The 13,078-nt window shown below is 72.5% G+C and carries 11 protein-coding genes; 7 read left to right on the top strand and 4 right to left on the bottom strand.

The genetic code is table 11. From position 1 onward, the window contains the following. Window positions 1–3 precede the first annotated feature (3 nt). Together ABTX60_RS24600 and ABTX60_RS24605 are read right to left on the bottom strand one after the other, a co-directional pair. Entirely contained in the window at window positions 4–399 is a 396-nt protein-coding gene (locus ABTX60_RS24600) for a hypothetical protein (protein ID WP_352099158.1), read from the bottom strand. Between the two features lie 2 nt (window positions 400–401). Further along, window positions 402–1,151, bottom strand: a complete 750-nt coding sequence (locus tag ABTX60_RS24605) for a LytR/AlgR family response regulator transcription factor (RefSeq protein WP_352099159.1) — start codon at window positions 1,149–1,151, stop codon at window positions 402–404. Between the two features lie 122 nt (window positions 1,152–1,273). Here ABTX60_RS24605 and ABTX60_RS24610 point away from each other — a divergent pair, with 122 nt between their 5' ends. The 5 genes from ABTX60_RS24610 to ABTX60_RS24630 all read left to right on the top strand — a co-directional run bounded on the left by ABTX60_RS24610 (window position 1,274) and on the right by ABTX60_RS24630 (window position 8,534). Then, window positions 1,274–1,789, top strand: a complete 516-nt coding sequence (locus ABTX60_RS24610) for an Lrp/AsnC family transcriptional regulator (protein ID WP_352099160.1) — start codon at window positions 1,274–1,276, stop codon at window positions 1,787–1,789. A gap of 126 nt (window positions 1,790–1,915) precedes the next feature. Continuing rightward, complete coding sequence (gene ddaH / locus ABTX60_RS24615) at window positions 1,916–2,746, top strand: dimethylargininase (RefSeq protein WP_352099161.1); 831 nt, start codon at window positions 1,916–1,918, stop codon at window positions 2,744–2,746. Then, window positions 2,743–4,026 (top strand): ornithine--oxo-acid transaminase, encoded by a 1,284-nt coding sequence (gene rocD, locus ABTX60_RS24620; protein WP_352099162.1) that lies wholly within the window; start codon window positions 2,743–2,745, stop codon window positions 4,024–4,026. The genes ddaH and rocD overlap by 4 nt, the downstream gene beginning before the upstream one ends. A 743-nt stretch (window positions 4,027–4,769) precedes the next feature. Beyond that, window positions 4,770–7,229, top strand: coding sequence for a SpoIIE family protein phosphatase (locus tag ABTX60_RS24625; RefSeq protein ID WP_352099163.1), 2,460 nt, complete (start codon window positions 4,770–4,772; stop codon window positions 7,227–7,229). A 66-nt stretch (window positions 7,230–7,295) separates the two neighbouring features. Next, window positions 7,296–8,534 carry a PP2C family protein-serine/threonine phosphatase gene (locus ABTX60_RS24630; protein ID WP_352099164.1) on the top strand — a complete coding sequence of 413 codons (1,239 nt, stop codon included), beginning with the start codon at window positions 7,296–7,298 and terminating at the stop codon, window positions 8,532–8,534. Between the two features lies 1 nt (window position 8,535). Here ABTX60_RS24630 and ABTX60_RS24635 read toward each other — a convergent pair whose 3' ends face one another. Beyond that, on the bottom strand, window positions 8,536–8,991 hold the full coding sequence (locus tag ABTX60_RS24635) for an RpiB/LacA/LacB family sugar-phosphate isomerase (RefSeq protein ID WP_352099165.1): 456 nt from the start codon (window positions 8,989–8,991) through the stop codon (window positions 8,536–8,538). 345 nt (window positions 8,992–9,336) lie between these two features. On the opposite strand from ABTX60_RS24635, the gene ABTX60_RS24640 reads away from it, so the two are divergent. Together ABTX60_RS24640 and ABTX60_RS24645 are read left to right on the top strand one after the other, a co-directional pair. After that, window positions 9,337–10,056, top strand: coding sequence for a lysophospholipid acyltransferase family protein (locus tag ABTX60_RS24640; RefSeq protein WP_352099166.1), 720 nt, complete (start codon window positions 9,337–9,339; stop codon window positions 10,054–10,056). 59 nt (window positions 10,057–10,115) lie between these two features. Further along, entirely contained in the window at window positions 10,116–11,147 is a 1,032-nt protein-coding gene (locus ABTX60_RS24645) for an NAD-dependent epimerase/dehydratase family protein (RefSeq protein ID WP_352099167.1), read from the top strand. A 55-nt stretch (window positions 11,148–11,202) separates the two neighbouring features. On the opposite strand, the gene ABTX60_RS24650 is transcribed toward ABTX60_RS24645, so the two are convergent. Beyond that, the gene (locus tag ABTX60_RS24650) at window positions 11,203–12,810 is read right to left on the bottom strand and encodes an alpha/beta hydrolase (RefSeq protein ID WP_352099168.1); all 1,608 of its coding nucleotides are present in this window, start codon (window positions 12,808–12,810) and stop codon (window positions 11,203–11,205) included. Between the last annotated feature and the right edge of the window lie 268 nt (window positions 12,811–13,078).

The raw sequence follows: 13,078 nt of genomic DNA on the forward strand, positions 1-13,078 counted from the left end.
GCTTCAGCGGTCTTCGACGAGGCGTACGAAGTCGCGTTCGTTGCGCTCGGCGCGGCGGACGTACCAGCGGGCGAGCAGGACGAGCGGGACGTAGAGGCCGAAGCCGAGGACGGCCCATTCGAGGCGACGGGTGCCGGGCATCGCCGCGAAGAGCAGCGGGAGCGGGCCGACGAGGAGGCCGAGGACCGCGAACACGGCGAGCGCGGCGCGCAGTTGGGTGCGCATCAGGGAGCGGACATAGGTGTGGCCGAGGGTGGTCTGCTCGTCGATCTCGGTGCGCGGGCGGTAGTAGCCGGAGGCCTGGGGGTACCGTCCGCGCGAGCGGAGCCGAGCGTGGGGGAGGGTGCGGCGGGGCGGGGCGGTGACGACGACGCGGCGTTCGGAGTGGTCCTGGGGCACCGTCACGTCCTCCGCATGAGCAGGTCGCGCAGTTCGCGCGTGTGGCGCCGGCTGACCTGGAGTTCCTCGGAGCCGACGAGGACGCTGACGGTGCCCGCGTCGAGGCGGAGTTCGCCGATGTGGCGCAGGGCGACGAGGTGGCGGCGGTGGATGCGGACGAAGCCGCGGGTGCGCCAGCGCTCCTCGAGGGTGGACAGCGGGATGCGCACCAGGTGGCTTCCCTTGTCGGTGTGCAGACGGGCGTAGTCGCCCTGGGCCTCGACGTGGGTGATGTCGTCGACGGCGACGAAGCGGGTCACCCCGCCGAGTTCGACGGGTATGTGGTCCGGGTCCGGTTCGTGCACGGGGATGCGCGGGGCGGCGCCGCGCAGTTCGGCGGCCCGGCGGACGGCCTCGGCGAGGCGTTCCTTGCGGACCGGTTTGAGGACGTAGTCGACGGCCTTGAGGTCGAAGGCCTGCACGGCGAAGTCCTCGTGGGCGGTGACGAACACGACGAGCGGCGGCCGGGCGAAGCCGGTGAGCAGCCGGGCGAGGTCGAGACCGTCGAGGCCGGGCATCTGGATGTCGAGGAAGACGACGTCGATGGCCTCGGGCCCGGCCGGGCCGGACTCCAGGGCCCGGTTCATGCGGCGCAGCGCCTCGGTCGCGTCGCCGGCGCCCTCGGCGCTGCCGATGCGGGGGTCGGCGTGCAGGAGGTAGAGCAGTTCCTCCAGCGAGGGGCGTTCGTCGTCGACAGCCAGGGCACGCAGCATGAACCCGGAGTGTAGGGGTGATCCGAACGTCTGGACATGTGCCGGGGGTGGACGTCTGCGCCGGATGCGGTGTCCGCGCCCGGCGGGGCGCGGGCCGGGGTGCCGGTGGATACAGTGCCCGCATGAACAGCAGGTCCACGCCGTTCGACGAACTCGACCGGAAGATCATCACTGCGTTGATGGCGAATGCGAGGACGTCGTTCGCCGAGATCGGCACGGCGATCGGGCTGTCGGCCACGGCGGTCAAGCGGCGGGTCGACCGGCTGCGCGAGACGGGCGTGATCACCGGGTTCTCGGCGACGGTGAAGCCGTCGGCGCTGGGCTGGCGCACGGAGGCGTACGTCGAGGTGTACTGCGAGGGCGCCGCCCCGCCACGGCGGCTGGCCGAGGTGGTGCGCGACTACCCGGAGATCGCCGCGGCGATGACCGTGACCGGCGGGGCGGACGCGCTGCTGCACGTGCGGGCGCGGGATGTGGAGCACTTCGAGGAGGTGCTGGAGCGGATCCGGCAGGAGCCGTTCATCCGCAAGACGATCAGCGTGATGGTGCTGTCCCATCTGCTGCCGGAGAGCCCGGAGGCGGGGGCGAGTCATCCGGCCCCCGAGGTGCTCCCGGGCCGCGCAGCAGACGTGCGCTGAGCGGCTGCAAGACGCAGCGTTCCTGCGCGAACGCGCAACCTTTGTTTCTTGTCGGGCACCGCCGCCGGTTCCTACCGTTGTGTCAACCCCCAGTCACACACCGTGAGGAAGCGGAGGGACCCCTCTGTGCCCGACTCCCGTGTGCCGCGTCGGCGGCGCTACCTCGTCTGCGAACCCAGACACTTCGCCGTGCAGTACGCGATCAACCCGTGGATGCATCCCGACGAGCCCGTCGACGTCATCCGCGCCCTGGACCAGTGGCAGGCGCTGGTCGACACCTACCGTGTCCACGGCCATACCGTGGACAGTGTGAAACCCGTTCCCGGCCTGCCCGACATGGTGTTCGCGGCGAACGCGGCGGTCGTCGTCGACGGCCGCGTCTTCGGCTCGCTCTTCCACGCGCCCGAGCGCCGTCCCGAATCCGTGCCGTACGAGGCGTGGTTCAAGACGGAGGGCTACGACGTCTACCACCCCGAGTCGGTGTGCGAGGGCGAGGGCGACCTGGTGCCGGCCGGCCGCTGGATCCTGGCCGGGACGGGCTTCCGGACGACCCGGGAGGCCCATGGCGAGGCGCAGGAGTACTTCGGGACGCCGGTGATCAGCCTGACGCTGGTGGATCCGTACTTCTACCACCTGGACACGGCGTTGTTCGTCCTCGACGAGGGGCACGACGGGAACATCGCGTACTACCCCGAGGCGTTCTCGCCCGGCAGCCGCGAGATGCTGGCCCGGCTGTACCCGGACGCGGTGCTCGCCACGCGCGAGGACGCGATGGCCTTCGGGCTCAACTCCGTCTCCGACGGGCGCCACGTGTTCATCTCACCGGGGGCGACGGGCCTGGCCGGGCAACTGGCCGACCGCGGTTACGTCCCCGTCCCCGTCGACCTGTCCGAGTTCCACAAGGCCGGTGGCGGCATCAAGTGCTGCACCCAGGAGATCCGGGAGACCCGCTCATGACCGCACCCGTCCGCACCGAGGACCCGCAGGGAGCCCGTGGCTCGCGGGAGACCCGTGACGCGCGGGAGACGCGCGGCTCGCAGGAGCTCATCCGCGCGGAGGAGCCGGTCCTCGCGCACAACTACCACCCGTTGCCCGTGGTCGTCGCCCGGGCCGAGGGCACCTGGGTGGAGGACGTGGAGGGGCGGCGTTACCTCGACATGCTGGCCGGCTACTCGGCCCTCAACTTCGGCCACCGGCACCCTGCGCTGATCGAGGCGGCCCACCGGCAGCTCGACCGGCTGACCCTCACCTCGCGCGCCTTCCACAACGACCGGCTCGCCGAGTTCGCGGAGCGGCTGGCGGCGCTGACCGGCATGGACATGGTGCTGCCCATGAACACCGGCGCGGAGGCGGTGGAGAGCGGGGTGAAGGTCGCCCGCAAGTGGGCCTACGACGTCAAGGGCGTACCGGCCGACCGGGCGACGATCGTGGTCGCGGCGGACAACTTCCACGGCCGTACGACGACGATCGTCAGCTTCTCCACCGACGAAACGGCCCGGGCGGGCTTCGGGCCGTTCACCCCCGGTTTCCGGGTGGTGCCGTACAACGACCTGGCCGCGATGGAGGCGGCGGTCGACGAGACGACGGCGGCGGTGCTGATCGAGCCGATCCAGGGCGAGGCCGGAGTGATCATCCCGGACGACGGTTATCTGGCTGGTGTGCGGGAGCTGACCCGCCGCAGGGGCTGTCTGTTCATCGCCGACGAGATCCAGTCCGGGCTCGGCCGTACGGGCCGGACGCTGGCGGTCGAGCACGAGCCGGTGGTGCCGGACGTGCTGCTGCTCGGCAAGGCGCTGGGCGGCGGCATCGTGCCGGTGTCGGCGGTGGTCGGGCGCCGGGAGGTGCTCGGGGTGCTGCACCCGGGTGAGCACGGCTCGACCTTCGGCGGCAATCCGCTGGCGGCCGCGGTCGGTACGGCGGTGGTGGAGCTGCTGGAGACGGGCGAGTTCCAGCGCCGTGCGGCCGAGCTGGGCGTGCTCCTGCGCGAGGGTCTGACGGCCCTGGTCGGCAAGGGCGTCGTCGGCTTCCGCTCGCGCGGGCTGTGGGCGGGCGTCGACATCGACCCCGCACTCGGCACCGGCCGCGAGATCAGCGAACGCCTGATGCGGCAGGGGGTCCTGGCGAAGGACACCCACGGCTCGACGATCCGCCTGGCCCCACCGCTCACCATCACGGGCGAGGAGCTGACGGGGGCGCTCGGGGCGCTGGAGAAGGCGCTGGGCCAAGGACACGGCTGAGGCCACCGGCGGGGGCGGAGGCCCTGGAAGCCACGTCCCCGCTTGCCCTGCGTGAGGCGGCGCGGGCTGCGGACGGGCCCCTCCGCTGGGCCGCGCGGGGCTGCGACCTGCAAACCTGGGCGAAGCAGCGCAGAGCTGCGGACGGCACCTCCGCGAGGCAGCGCGGGGACCCCCGGCCTGGACCGGGCGGGTGCCGCACAGGCGTGCACCCCGACGGCCCGCCGTACGGCGTCGACCGGCTGTTCACCGCGGACGGAAGCGGAGCAGCGTGTTTTCCCGTGGCCGCCCGCGTCGCGTCGGCCGGCACTTTCTCAGCCCAGAGGGGGCCGGGGCGGCGCGCTCGCCTCGGGGCGGCCGCCCCCGCGCGACCGGCCCTTTCCAACGCGGAGGCAGCCGGGCCGGCGTGCCCGGCCCCCGGGCCGTCGCCGCGCATCGACCAGCCCTTTCGGCGCGCGGAGGCAACCGGGGCGGCCGGCCCCTTCCCGCGCGGAGGGGGCCAAGCCGGCGTGCTCCTCCCCCGGCCGCCCGCCTCGCGTCGAGCAGCCCTTCCGCAGCGCTGACCGCAGCCGGGCCGGCACGCTCGTCCCCGGATCTGCCGACACCCTCCGGTCCGCATCCGGAGCGCCTTCACCCCGTCCGGCCCGGGGCCCCGGCCGGCCCTGCACAAGCCGCCCCGCGTCGCCGGAAGGGTGAAGATTGAGGCAAGAGGTGGTAGACCACTCTCAGCGACAGAGAGGTCGGCCGTGGGCGCAGACGAGGTGTACGGCGTTGCCCGGCAGCGGTTCGACGTGGCCGACGCGGCGCCCCTGTTGCTCGATCCACAGGGCGTGGTGACGGGCTGGACCGACGAGGCCCGGCGGCTGCTGGCGTACCCGGCTGCCGAGGCGGTCGGCAGGAAGCTGGCCGACCTGCTGGTCACCGAGGACGCGCAGCGCGTCCCCGACCTGGTGGAGCGGTGCCGCCGGAACGGCGGCTGGGCGGGACTGCTGACGGCCCTCCGCAGGGACGGGCGGCCGGTGAGGGTCGCGGCCCGGATCACCTCGGCCGAGGAGGCACAGGGCGGCGCGCGCTGGCTGTTGCTCCTGTCGGAGCTGTCCGACGCCCCCGGCTGGGACATGAGCCGCACGGTCCTGGAGCAGATGGCGGCGGCCGCCCCGGTCGGCATCGCGATCGTGGACACGGATCTGCGCTTCGTGTGGTCGAACGCCGCGCTGGAGCAGTTCGGCGGCGGTCCGGCGGCGCGCCGGCTCGGGCTGCGGTTCGCGGACGTGCAGCCGGGCATGGACGCACAGGCGGTCGAGGCGCAGATGCGGCACGTCCTGGAGACCGGCGAGCCGGTGGTCGGCTACGAGCACGTGGGCCACGTGCGCTCGGCGCCGCTGCGCGAGACGGCGCACATGCTGTCGTTCACCCGCCTCGAGGACGACCGGGGCCATCCGATCGGCGTGTACTACACGGTCGTGGACATGACCGAGCGGCACCGTGCCCGACAGCGGCTGGCGCTGCTCGACCGTGCGGGCGAGAGCATCGGCCGCAGCCTGGACCTCACGCGCACCGCGCAGGAACTGGCGGACGTGGCCGTGCCGGGGCTGGCCGACTTCGTCACCGTGGACCTGCTGGAGTCGGTGCTGCGGGGTGGCGAGCCGGTGGCCGGGCCGCTCGCGGACTCGGAGGAACCGGTGGAGCTGCGCCGCGCCGGCTACCGGTCCGCGCAGGACGATCTCGTGGAGGCCGTCATCGAGATCGGCGAGGGGGTGGCCTTCCGGGCCGGAACGCCGCCCTTCCGCTGTCTGGCGACGGGACGGTCGTGGCGCGCGGAGCGGCTCGACCCGCTGACCCGGGACTGGACCACGCGGACCCCGAGCGGCCGCCGGGCCACCTTCCGGGAACTGGGCCTGCACAGCGTGATGACCGTGCCGATCCGCTCGCGCGGCATCACCCTGGGCATCACGACCTTCTACCGGCGCGAGAACCGGGAGCACTTCGACGAGCAGGACCTGCGGCTGGCCGAGGACCTCGTCGCCCGCGCGGCCGTCTGCGTGGACAACGCCCGCCGCTACACCCGCGAGCGGGACGCCGCGCTCGTCCTGCAGCGCAGCCTGCTCCCCCACCGCCTGCCCGAGCAGGACGCCGTCGAGGTGGCCGCGTGCTACCGGCCGGCCGACGAGCTGACCGGGCTCGGCGGCGACTGGTACGACCTCATCCCGCTGTCCGGGGCGCGGGTGGCGCTGGTCGTGGGCGAGGTGCCGGGGCACGGCATCGACGCCGCCGCTGCCATGGGGCAGTTGCGGACCGCCGTGCGGACCCTGGCGGCTCTGGATCTGCCGCCCGCGGAGGTGCTGGCGCACCTCGACGACCTGGTGGCGCGTTCGGCCAGGGAGGAGGGCGCGGAGCCCGGGACGATGGGCTCCGCGGGCACGCCGGGCGTGGGCTCCGGTTGCCTGTACGCCGTCTACGACCCGGTCGACGGGGGGTGTGCGCTGGCCGCGGCGGGACACCCCGCCCCGGCCGTGGTGCGGCCCGACGGCTCGGTCGTGTTCGTCGAACTGCCGCAGGGACCGCCGCTCGGCGTGGGCGGCCCGCCCTTCGAGGCGGTCGAGCTGTCCCTGGCCGAGGGCAGCACCCTGGCGCTGCACACCGACGGACTGCTGGCCCGGGGCGACACCTGGGCCGTCGACGCCGGCCGGGAGCGGCTGCGCCGGGCCCTGGAGCGGGAGGGTCCGCTCGAGTCGTACTGCCGGTCCGTGGTCGACGCGCTGGTCCCGGCCCGCCCGTACGACGACGTGGCCTTGCTGATGGCCCGGACGAAACGTCTCGGCAGCGGGCAGGTCGCGGCCTGGGACCTGCCCTCGGACCCTGCCGTGGTCGCCGACGCCCGCCGCACGGCCACCCGGCAGCTCGCGCACTGGGGCCTTGACGAGCTGGCCTTCACCACGGAACTGGTGGTGAGCGAGCTCGTCACCAACGCCATCCGGTACGCCACCGGATCCATCCGGCTGCGGCTGATCAGGGAGCGCGCCCTGGTCTGCGAGGTCCTCGACGGCGGCGCCACCGCGCCCCATCTGCGCCATCCCCGGACGACGGACGAGGGCGGGCGCGGGCTCTTGCTGGTCTCCCAGCTCACCCAGCGGTGGGGGACGCGGTTCCTCCCCGAGGGCAAGATCATTTGGGCCGAGCAGTCCCTGACGGATCTTCCCCGGTGAAGACGGTCCGGCTTCGCCCATACCGTGCGAAACTGGTGTGACCCCGGCAGCGGTGAGGCGGCAGCCATGGCGGAGACGGCGATCGACTACGGCGCGGTGTTCAAGGCTCTGCCCGGCATGGTGGCGCTCCTGACGCCGGAGCTCGTGTACGCGGACGTCAACGACGAGTTCGTCCGCGTCTCCGGTCGCTCGCGCGAGCAGCTGGTCGGCAAGTACCTGTTCGACGTCTTCCCGGACAACCCCAACGACCCGGCCGCGACGGGCATGCGCAATCTGGAGGCCTCGCTGTACCGCGTCCTGGCCACCGGGGAGCGCGACGCCATGGCCCTGCAGCGCTACGACGTCGAGGACCCGGAGCGGCCCGGCGAGTGGTCGAAGCGCTACTGGAGCCCGGTGAACGCGCCGCTGCTCGGCCCGGACGGCAAGGTCGTGCTGATCCTGCACCGCGTGGAGGAGGTCACGGAACTGATCCGGGCCCGGGGCGGATCTCCGGGGAACCGGGGCAGCCGGTCCCGGGTGCTGGAGGCTGAGCTGTACACCCGCGCCCGCGAGCTGCAGGAGCTCAACGAGCGGCTGCGCCGGGCGCACTCCCGGGAGCGGGAGGTGGCGCTGGCGTTGCAGGAGGCGATGCTTCCCGCTCCGCGGCAGGTCCGCAATCACCCGGCCGCCGTCCGGTACCGGCCCGCCGTGGGCGCGCTCAACGTGTGCGGGGACTGGTACGACCTGGTCGACCTGGTGGGCGGCGACCGGATCGGCGTGTCCGTGGGCGACGTGGTCGGGCACGGCCTGGAGGCGGCCGGTGTGATGGGCCAGCTGCGCAGTGCGCTCAGCGCTGCCTCACGGGTCGCCGGCGGGCCTGCCCAGGCCCTGGACGTGCTGGGCCGCTACGCCCACGTCATCGACGGGGCCGAGTCGGCGACCGCCGCCACGACGTTCATCGACTGCGACCGCCACGTCATCACGTACAGCAGCGCCGGCCACCCCCCGCCCGTGCTCGTTCACGCCGACGGCCGCACCGAGTTCCTCGACCAGGCCACGGACACACCGCTCGACGCCCGCCCGGACCCGATCCCGAGACCCCAGGCCGAGACCACGTTCACGCCGGGCGCCACGCTCGTGCTCTACACCGACGGCCTGATCGAACGGCGTCGCGAGGACATCGACAAGGGCCTGGAACGGCTCGCCGACGCCCTGCGCGACCATCGGGGCCAGGACCCCGAGACGCTCGCCGACACCGTTCTGCTGGAGTTGCTCCCGCCCGGCGGCGCCACCGACGACACGGCGCTGATCATCGTGCGCCTGTGAGCTACATCCGGGTCTTGCCGTGGTCGAGCAGCCGGACGCGGTCGACGTTCTGCCGGTCCTCGGCGTCCGCGCTGGGCTCACCGGCGAACCAGGCGTCGAGGATTTCCGTGAGCAGCGGCTGCGACGTCAGCCGCAGGCTGAGCGCGAGCACGTTGGCGTCGTTCCAGCGGCGCGCCCCGTCGGCCGTGTAGGCGTCCGTGCACAGGGCCGCCCGCACGCCGGGCACCTTGTTCGCCGCGATCGAGGCGCCCGTGCCGGTCCAGCAGCACACCACCGCCTGGTCGGCCGTGTGTTCGGCGACCTCGCGGGCCGCGGCCTCGGAGCACACCGCCCACTGCGGGTCGTCCCCCGGGCGCAGCGCGCCGTGCGGGCGCACCTCATGACCCCGCTCGCGCAGGGCGGCCACGAGGGAGCGGGCGACGGGTTCGTCCATGTCCGAGGAAACAGCGATCCGCATGCCTGGCAGGTTACTCGCCGGGAGCACCGGCCCACAGCGTCCGTACCGCCCGCAAGAGCCACCGGCAGGTCACGCACCCCCGCTATCGCGCCACCCCACCCGTTCGGCTTGCCCGTCACCCGGGTGGCGCAGCACGCTGGTCCCGTGACCCTCCCCAGCCGCAGGAGCACCACCGGACACCCAGGCCTGACTGACCATCAGTCAAATGGCGAAGGATCTGTGTCCTCCGCCCGCACGAGGTGCCCGGTGACCGAGCCTGCACCTACACTGGCACCCCACGACATGCCGGTTGACCTGCTGGAACGCGGCGGTTGAGGCCACCGCGAGAGTCGAGGAGCGCCCGCTTTGTTCTACTACCTGCTGAAATACGTGCTGCTGGGCCCGCTGCTGCGACTGGTCTTCCGGCCTCGAATAGAGGGCCTGGAGCACGTTCCCGCGGAGGGCGCCGCCATCGTCGCCGGCAACCACCTGTCGTTCTCGGACCACTTCCTGATGCCCGCCATCCTCAAACGGCGCATCACCTTCCTCGCGAAGGCCGAGTACTTCACGGGCCCGGGCGTCAAGGGCAGGCTGACGGCCTTCTTCTTCCGCAGCGCGGGGCAGATCCCGGTCGACCGCTCCGGCAAGGACGCGGGCCAGGCCGCGATCCGCGAGGGTCTCGGCGTGCTGAGCAAGGACGAGCTGCTCGGCATCTACCCGGAGGGCACCCGCTCGCACGACGGCCGGCTCTACAAGGGCAAGGTCGGGGTGGCGGTGATGGCCCTCAAGGCCGGCGTCCCGGTGATCCCCTGCGCGATGATCGGCACCTTCGAGGCCCAGCCGCCCGGCAAGGTCATCCCCAACATCCACCCCGTGGTGATCCGCTTCGGCGAGCCCCTCGACTTCTCCCGCTACGAGGGCATGGAGAACGAGAAGGCCGTGCTGCGCGCCATCACCGACGAAATCATGTACGCGATCCTCTCCCTGTCCGAGCAGGAGTACGTCGACCGGTACGCGGCCGTGGTGAAGGCCGAGGAGGCAGCCGCGACGAAGGAGCGGAAGTTCCGGCGCATGCCCCTCAGTTGAGCTCTGCTGTCGGCAGAGACCCGTTCCCCGGCCGGCCTTCGGCGATCTACGGTCACGGCATGAGACGTGCTGTGGTGATCGGGGCGGGCGGGCAGATCGGCAGGCCTGCGGTGCAGGTGCTGGCGCGGGACGGCTGGGAGGTGACGGCCGCGTCACGCGGCGGCCACCGGGACGAGAACTGGCCCGGTGAGGTGCGGACGGCGCTGCTGGACCGCGAGGACGACGCGGCGCTCGGCGCGCTGATCGGCGACGGCTGCGACCTCGTGGTCGACCTGGTCGCCTACGGACTGCGGCACGCACGGCAGCTCACGGGCCTGGCCGACCGGATCGGCGCGGCCGTGGTCGTCTCCTCCGTGTCGGTGTACGAGGACGGCAAGGGCAGGGGCTTCGACACCATGGGTGAGCCGGACGGGCTCCCGCGGTACCCCGTGCCGATCCCGGAGGACCAGGTCACGGTCCCGCCGGGGGACGCCACGTACAGCACCCGCAAGGTGGCCCTGGAGCGTGAACTCCTCGCGGCGGCCGACCGGTTGCCCACGACCGTGCTGCGCCCGGGCGCGGTCCACGGGCCGCACAGCCCGCTCCCCCGCGAGCTGTACTTCGTCAAACGGAACCTCGACGGCCGACGCAGGAGGGTGCTCGCCTTCCGGGGTGAGAGCGTCTTCCACACCTCGGCGGCGCGCAACATCGCCGAACTGATCCGGCTGGCGGCGGGCCGGCCGGGCTCGCGGGTGCTCAACGCCTGTGATCCCGAGCCGCCGGCCGTGTCGGAGATCGGTGCAGCGGTGGACGCGGTCATGGGAGTGGAGACGGACACCGTTCTGCTGGACGGGCCCGCGCAGACGTCCGTGGGCCGTACGCCCTGGTCGGCTGAGCTGCCCGTGCTGTGCGACATGTCCGCCGCGGAACGGGAGCTGGGCTACCGGCCGGTCGTGTCCTACCCGGACGGTCTGCCCGGGACGGTCGAGTGGCTCACCCGCCGGCTGTCCGGGCAGGACTGGCGGGCGGCGTTCCCCACCCTCGCCCGCGTCTACCCGGATCTCTTCGACTACGCGGCGGAGGACGCCTGGTTCGCGGCCCCGAGGACTTGAGGAGGGGCGGCCGGTGTCCCGGCCGCCCCTCACCACCGTCGGACGACGGCTACGGCTACGGCTTCGGCGTGGCGTGCGGCGCGCAGGTCACGTCGGCGCCGTCCAGCTTGCCGGTGAGCAGGTAGCTGTCCACCCGGGGGTTGATGCACGGGTTCACCAGGCTGGTGACACCGTGGGAACCCGCGTCCTTCTCCGTGATCAGGCGGGAGCCCTTGAACCGCTTGTGCAGTTCCACGGCGCCCTCGTACGGCGTGGCCGCGTCCCGCTCGGACTGGACGATGAGCACGCCGGGCAGGCCCTTGCCGGTCTTGACGTTCAGCGGCGTCTGCTGCTTGGCCGGCCAGGTGGCGCACGGCAGGTTCATCCAGGCGTTGGCCCAGGTCATGAACGGGTGGTCCTTGTGGAGCCGCGTGTTGTCGCGGTCCCACGTGCGCCAGCTGGTGGGCCACTTGGCGTCCGCGCACTCCACGGCGGTGTAGACGGCGTTGCCGTTCTCCGAGGACGCGTTGCCGGCCGTGTCGGACAGGTCCGGGGCGGCGGCGTCGACGAGCGCCTGGGTGTCGCCGGCGACGTACTTGCTGAAGACCGAGGCGGTCGGCGCCCAGGCGGAGTCGTAGTAAGGGGCGCTCTGGAAGAAGGAGATGAGCTCGGCCGGGCCGACGACCCCGCCGATGGGGTTCTTCTTCGCGGTGGCGCGCAGCTCCAGCCACTTCGCCTGGACGGCGGCCCGGGTGGTGCCCAGGTGATAGGTCGCGTCGTTCGCGGCGACCCAGTCCTGCCAGTCCTTCCAGCGGCCCTCGAACGCGACGTCCTGGTCCAGGTTGGCCTGGTACCAGATCTTCTCCCGCGAGGGGTTGACCACGCTGTCGACGACCATGCGGCGCACGTGGCCCGGGAAGAGGGTGCCGTAGACGGCGCCCAGGTAGGTGCCGTAGGAGACACCCAGGAAGTTGAGCTTCTTCTCGCCGAGGGCGGCGCGGATGACGTCGAGGTCTCGCGCGGTGTTCGGCGTGGTCATGTGCGGCAGCATCGCGCCGCTGCGCTCCTGGCAGCCTTCGGCGTACTCGCGGGCCAGCTTGCGCTGGGCGAGCTTGTCGGCCTCGGAGTCGGGCACCGGGTCGGCCTTGGGCGCCTTGACGAACTCCTGGGGATCGACGCAGGAGATGGGCGCGGACTTGCCGACGCCGCGCGGGTCGAAGCCCACGAAGTCGTAGGCCTTGGCCGCGTTGGCCCAGACGGCGTTCTTGTTGGTGACCCGGGCCGGGAAGCGCAGCCCGGAGCCGCCGGGGCCGCCGGGGTTGTAGATGAGCGCGCCCTGCCGCTCGGCCTTGGTGCCGGTGTTGCCGATGCGGTCGACGGCGAGCTTGATCTGCTTGCCGTAGGGCTTGGCGTAGTCGAGCGGCACGGTGACGTACCCGCACTGGATCGGCTTGGCCAGGTTCCAGTCGGCGGGGCAGTCCTGCCAGTCGATGCCGGCCTTCGCGGCCCGGGCGGCGGCGATCGCGGTGCCCTTGGCCTCCCGGTCCCGGCCGTGGCCGCTGCCCGCGCTCGCGTTCGCGTTCGCGGTGGGCGCCGCGACGGCGCCGGCTATCAGCGTGGCCGTGACGAGCGCGCCGGCCGAACCGAGCGCCGCCAACCGGTTCTTCGGTCTCGAACCCCTCAAGGGGGACCTCCCCGTACCTCGTTGAGATCAGTACGGGGGATCCTCCCGGTTGTGGGGTCCCTGACAACAGGGTCGGGAGCCCTTCTTTGCCAATCCGATAAACGGAGAGGGTGTACTTCTCTGCGGACGCCGGGTCCGCGAGGGGGAACGCCCGGGTCTGCGGGGCGGACGCCTAGAGCGTGTCTCTTTGAGAGCTGATCAGTTGATCGGATATGCCTGTCCGGTTAGTGATCACTGATGCGATGTGGGGCCGGATCGAGCCGCTGAT

Origin of the sequence: Streptomyces sp. NPDC126510 (assembly GCF_040302345.1) — a bacterium.
Lineage (GTDB): Bacteria > Actinomycetota > Actinomycetes > Streptomycetales > Streptomycetaceae > Streptomyces.

What these genes read in the sequence shown, in the direction of transcription:
- ABTX60_RS24635 (WP_352099165.1), bottom strand. Translation starts at nt 8,991, where the DNA reads ATGCGGATCGCTGTTTCCTCGGACATGGACGAACCCGTCGCCCGCTCC.
- rocD (WP_352099162.1), top strand. Translation starts at nt 2,743, where the DNA reads ATGACCGCACCCGTCCGCACCGAGGACCCGCAGGGAGCCCGTGGCTCG.
- ABTX60_RS24610 (WP_352099160.1), top strand. Translation starts at nt 1,274, where the DNA reads ATGAACAGCAGGTCCACGCCGTTCGACGAACTCGACCGGAAGATCATC.
- ABTX60_RS24645 (WP_352099167.1), top strand. Translation starts at nt 10,116, where the DNA reads ATGAGACGTGCTGTGGTGATCGGGGCGGGCGGGCAGATCGGCAGGCCT.
- ABTX60_RS24605 (WP_352099159.1), bottom strand. Translation starts at nt 1,151, where the DNA reads ATGCTGCGTGCCCTGGCTGTCGACGACGAACGCCCCTCGCTGGAGGAA.
- ABTX60_RS24630 (WP_352099164.1), top strand. Translation starts at nt 7,296, where the DNA reads ATGGCGGAGACGGCGATCGACTACGGCGCGGTGTTCAAGGCTCTGCCC.